General features: G+C 53.3%; 6 protein-coding genes and 1 other RNA gene. 2 read left to right on the top strand and 5 right to left on the bottom strand.

Going from position 1 to position 4,579, the window contains the following annotated elements; all coding sequences use genetic code 11:
* Positions 1-508: zinc metallopeptidase (locus BG52_RS15345; protein WP_036667064.1), on the top strand; the 508-nt coding region annotated here is incomplete at its 5' end.
* Between the two features lie 64 nt (positions 509-572).
* Here the strand turns inward: BG52_RS15345 and BG52_RS07660 are convergent.
* Both BG52_RS07660 and BG52_RS07655 read right to left on the bottom strand, forming a co-directional pair.
* Positions 573-1,478 (bottom strand): glutamate biosynthesis transcriptional regulator GltC, encoded by a 906-nt coding sequence (locus BG52_RS07660; protein WP_036583407.1) that lies wholly within the window; start codon positions 1,476-1,478, stop codon positions 573-575.
* A gap of 8 nt (positions 1,479-1,486) precedes the next feature.
* The gene (locus BG52_RS07655) at positions 1,487-2,095 is read right to left on the bottom strand and encodes a rhomboid family intramembrane serine protease (protein ID WP_036583404.1); all 609 of its coding nucleotides are present in this window, start codon (positions 2,093-2,095) and stop codon (positions 1,487-1,489) included.
* 143 nt (positions 2,096-2,238) lie between these two features.
* On the opposite strand from BG52_RS07655, the gene tpx reads away from it, so the two are divergent.
* Positions 2,239-2,757, top strand: coding sequence for a thiol peroxidase (tpx, locus tag BG52_RS07650; protein ID WP_036583402.1), 519 nt, complete (start codon positions 2,239-2,241; stop codon positions 2,755-2,757).
* A gap of 76 nt (positions 2,758-2,833) precedes the next feature.
* Here the strand turns inward: tpx and BG52_RS07645 are convergent, their stop codons facing one another.
* The 3 genes from BG52_RS07645 to BG52_RS07640 form a co-directional block, all read right to left on the bottom strand.
* The gene (locus BG52_RS07645) at positions 2,834-3,226 is read right to left on the bottom strand and encodes a DUF1499 domain-containing protein (RefSeq protein WP_036583399.1); all 393 of its coding nucleotides are present in this window, start codon (positions 3,224-3,226) and stop codon (positions 2,834-2,836) included.
* Positions 3,227-3,402: 176 nt separating this feature from the next.
* Positions 3,403-3,586: non-coding RNA, 6S RNA (ssrS, locus tag BG52_RS15340), on the bottom strand.
* A gap of 90 nt (positions 3,587-3,676) precedes the next feature.
* Complete coding sequence (locus BG52_RS07640; protein ID WP_036583397.1) at positions 3,677-4,453, bottom strand: YesL family protein; 777 nt, start codon at positions 4,451-4,453, stop codon at positions 3,677-3,679.
* Positions 4,454-4,579 lie beyond the last annotated feature (126 nt).

Genomic DNA, 4,579 nt, shown 5'->3' with positions numbered 1-4,579 from the left:
GCCGATCGAGCCGGTTCCCGGCCGCTTGACGGACCACTACGACCCGATTCACCGGGTTGTCCGCCTCTCGGAGCCGGTGTATTACGAGAATTCGATCTCTGCCGTATCGGTCGCTTGCCACGAGGTGGGGCACGCGATTCAACACAGCGTATCTTATCCGATGCTCGTGCTTCGGCACAAAATGTTCCCGGTCGTGCGTTTCGCATCCGGTATCGCGCCGTTCCTTCTGATCGCCGGCTTCCTGTTCAGCGCATTTAACCTGATCGGCCTCGGCATCATCTTTTTCTCGGCGGCCGTCGCTTTCCAGCTCGTCACCCTGCCGGTTGAATTCAACGCCAGCAACCGGGCTAGAGACTTGATGGTGGCCGAAGGGTTCATCACGAACGAGGAAGAACGGGGCGTCGCTAAAGTGTTGAACGCAGCCGCATTGACTTACGTTGCGGCTGCGCTGATCTCGCTCTTGGAGCTGATTAAGTACATTATGATCTTCACCTCCAACAGGGAGTAACGTACCGTATCAAAAAGAGTCGCCTTCGAAAAGGAAGGCGACTCTTTTTTGCTGGCGTAACGCGTTACTTGCTCCCCGATAACGAATCGGAGAAATAATCGAGCAAATACTGATGAAACACTTTGGCGACAAGCGGGAGCTTCTCGTTCGAGCGATGGATAAGCCCGATCGTGCGGGACACCTCGGGGCTGCTGATCTCGACCTTGGCCGGCTGGAACGGTCCGATCTGGAACAACGCCATTTCCGGCAACAAGCTAACCCCCATACCGGCCGCGACCAGGCCGCGAATCGTGTCCGTCTCCTCGCCCTCGAAAGCAATTTGCGGTGTAAACCCCGCCTTCAAACAGGCATCCCAAACGATAGGACGCAGCGAGTAACCGTCACGGAACAACACGAAGCTCTCATCCTTCAACTGCGACAGCTCAATCGACGTTTCGTCCGAAAGCGGGTGGCCCGGCGGCAAAATCGCAAACAGCTTCTCGGTCAGCACGACGTCTCCGCATATATGCTCCACCTTTTCCGGAAGCGGCGATATGAAAGCGAGATCGACCTCGCCCTTGATGACATCCTTAATAAGCGACGGGTACATCCCCTGCTTGAACCGAAACCTGACATTGGGATGCGCGCGCCGGAACATCGCGACAACCTTTGGTATCAAATGGATGCCTAGACTATGCGGGAAGCCCAGCCGAATCTCGCCGTGCTCCGGGTCCATAAATTCATGAATCTCCACTACGGCGCGCTCCAGATCGCCAATGATCGTCTCGGCCCGTTTACGAAACAGCTGTCCGACGGGCGTAAGCTGGAGATTCCTCCCCTTCTGCACAAAGAGCTTCACGCCAAGCTCTTCTTCGAGCTGGTGAATCTGCCTGCTGACCGCCGATTGCGCCACATGCAGCTCCTCTGCCGCGCGTGTGACGTGCTCCCGGTTCGCCACCTTCACAAAATAATACAACTGCCTCAGTTCCATAACTTCCCCTAACTCCGCTTTCTTGCGCGGACGAACATGCCCATCATGGCAAAGCCGGAAATACCGCCGCCGATATGAGCCCAAATATTAATATTAGGCGACAATATTGAATAAATCAAACCAAAAATAAGGATCATATAGATCGTTTTGCGAGATGCCTCGTCCATCGCATATTTGCGGAATACCGCCAGAAACAGATACGCTCCGAACACGCCGTAAATGGCGCCCGAAGCCCCGACGGATAAATGAACGGAGCCCGCATACACAACTGCGCTCACCGCATTGCCGAGAATACCTGCCAGAAGATAAAATAGCAGATATCGCACATGACCGAGCACGCGTTCCAGCGGAGGCGCGAACACAAGAATCGAGAAGCTGTTGAACAGCAAATGCTGCCAGCCCGCATGCAGCGTGATTGATGTCACATATCGCCAAGGCTCGGCGAGCCCATAACGGTCCACAAGCGGTTGCTGTGAGAACATGCCCCGAATCGTAAGCGGCTGCCCGGGAAGCAGCCAATCCGCAATAAAGACGAGCAGATTGACCGCCAGGATCACGGCTGTTACCGGATATAAACGCACATAGCTTCGGAAGCTTTCGTAGCGCAAGAAAATCATCGTTCATTCCTCCCGTTATTAGGTACGTTATATTGCGCCTGCGGTTCCGGTTTCTCCGCCGCTGCCGGGCGATTGGACAACGGTCTTCTCCACCCATTATAATAAAGGACGGAACAGCACTCAAATAGAGGAGGAAACAATTCATGGCACAAGAACGCACAGGTGTGGCAACGCTGAAAGGCAGTCCGCTTACGTTGCTCGGACCCGAACTGAAGAAAGGCGACAAGGCGCCCGACTTCCGTCTTAACAAATCCCTTGTGGACAGCGTCACGCTGGCCGACTTCGCCGGCAAAGTGAAGCTGATCAGCGTCGTGCCGTCGATCGATACCGGAGTATGCGACGCGCAGACCCGCCGTTTCAACGAAACGGCTGCCGCACTAGGCGACAATGTCGCAATCCTTACGGTTAGCGTGGATCTTCCGATGGCTCAAGCCCGCTGGTGCGGCGCGGCAGGCGTCGACAAGGTCGTTATGCTGTCCGATTACAAGGACAACAGCTTCGGCGAAGCATACGGCACCCTGATCAAAGAACTTCGTCTCGACTTCCGCGCGATTTTCGTAATCGATGCGAATGATACGATTCAATACGTCGAGTACCTGAACGAAATGACCGAGCATCCGAATTACGAGAAAGCGATCGAAGCCGCGAAGTCTCTCGTCTAACAATTCTTACCTGCTATTCTATCGCGCAAAAAAAAGCGAGCCGGGTGATTACCCTGGCTCGCTTTTTGGTCGCCGCTTACTGCCGTTCCGCTTTGTAGGCGGCCAGCTTCTTGTCAAGCATGCGGTAAATGTCGAGTATGACACGGTAATTGGAGCCGAGATCGCCGAAGGAGCCTCTGGATGCGGAATAAATGTCGACTGCCGTCAATACCGGGTTGATGTTGATGATCGATACGGTAATGTCCATCGTGCGTCCCGACACGGTACGCCTCTCAAGGACGATTTCACCGACAGATTCTACCTCGTGAAGCACCTTGTAGCCCTGCATCTTTTTGAGAGTGGAGACGACTTCCTCCCATGCCTTGTCTTTGGACATTTTGTAGTAATGTGATTTCAACAGCGAATCTTTAGCCTTGTCCCCCGTCTGCTCGTGGCTGCGGATCAATCCGACCAGCGTGCGCTTCAACAAGCGATCTCCCCCTCAGGCATCTCTTTCTGCTAACCTATATGATACCATGAAACCAAATATGAGAAAACCTTTATCGTAACCTCTCACAGGATGAGCGACCGTACTGAATCGCACAAAAAAACTCCTCATCCATCGCGCCCCGCAGGGGGATCAGGTGAGAAGCGATCAAAATCGAAAAGAAACCCGCCTATGCCGTCCGGCTATCTTGTTTCTGAACCCGCTCTCGCAGGTGGGTGATCGCAGAAGCGTTTTTGAAGTCCCCTTTCGAGGGCATGACAGCCGCGCTTCAATATGGGTCTCCCTAGAAACAGCCATTGGTTCAAAACAACGTATAAGCCGTAACGAACATCGCAGGATGTATAATGTATTATAGGGTTTCGCCGAGCAAAAGTAAACCTCGCGGAGGCCAAAAACAGCTGAAAATAGTTGCCAGCCCCTCACCGCTCGACATTATTGCTTCGGTTCTTGCTCCGCCATCTCCCGTTCCTGCTGCTCCAGCTGCTCCAGCTGCTCCTGTTCCTGACGCTCCATCATTTCCTTCATCTTTAGGTACACCTGATAGAAATTGAAGAACGCCATGTATGCGATCAGACTGCCGGTGAAAAACGGAAACAGGAACGTGAAACGCGTGCTGATGAACAGAATCGCCACCGAGACAAGCACCGTAGACAGCGAGCGAAACGGCCGGCCGATCGTGATCAGGATCGCATCCTTCACGAGCTGTAACGTCGACTTATGATAGTGAACGATCAGCGAGAAGAAATTAAATAGCGAGACGGCGAGCAGCAACCCGAGGCCCAAAAAAATGTAGGATAAAAGCTGCAAACCCTCGATCCCTGACAGGTAAACGCGGTAATCGACGATAATAATGATGAATATCAGCGTGTACAGCAAGCCGCCCAGCATACTTTTAACATAATTTTCCTTATAACCGCGGAAAAACGTTTTCAACAATGGGGCGTCGACTTCCCCCATCACCCATTTGCGCACCGTCGTAAACATCGCGGACGTTGCTGGGAAGAAAAAGAACGGAGCCGCCGCGCCTGCGATTGTCAGGCTTACCAGCAGTTGATCGAGCTCTTCGGCCTTGTTATAGACGAGTAACGGAACAATCAGCAAATACAGGAACGGCAGCGAGCAGACGACCCATAACACGTTGGTCACCGAAAGCCTCATAATCCATTCCGAAATTTTGTAGAAGCCCCCCATAAGGCCCCGCATTTCCATCCGTATCCCTCCGGTCTGTTCTATGAAGAAAAAACCGGGACCAATCCGTTCCAGGCCGATGATGGGCCGGTCGGATTGTCCCGGTTCCGTCTTTATGTGTAGAGCTTATTCGTCAGACGAGCCGCC

The sequence above is a fragment of the Paenibacillus darwinianus genome (assembly GCF_000598065.1).
Taxonomy (GTDB): domain Bacteria; phylum Bacillota; class Bacilli; order Paenibacillales; family Paenibacillaceae; genus Paenibacillus_I; species Paenibacillus_I darwinianus.
The sequence above is the reverse complement of the archived record's forward strand: the minus strand, read 5'-3'. Positions and strand labels throughout refer to the sequence as shown.

What these genes read in the sequence shown, in the direction of transcription:
- BG52_RS07660 (WP_036583407.1), bottom strand. Translation starts at nt 1,478, where the DNA reads ATGGAACTGAGGCAGTTGTATTATTTTGTGAAGGTGGCGAACCGGGAG.
- BG52_RS07655 (WP_036583404.1), bottom strand. Translation starts at nt 2,095, where the DNA reads ATGATTTTCTTGCGCTACGAAAGCTTCCGAAGCTATGTGCGTTTATAT.
- tpx (WP_036583402.1), top strand. Translation starts at nt 2,239, where the DNA reads ATGGCACAAGAACGCACAGGTGTGGCAACGCTGAAAGGCAGTCCGCTT.
- BG52_RS07640 (WP_036583397.1), bottom strand. Translation starts at nt 4,453, where the DNA reads ATGGAAATGCGGGGCCTTATGGGGGGCTTCTACAAAATTTCGGAATGG.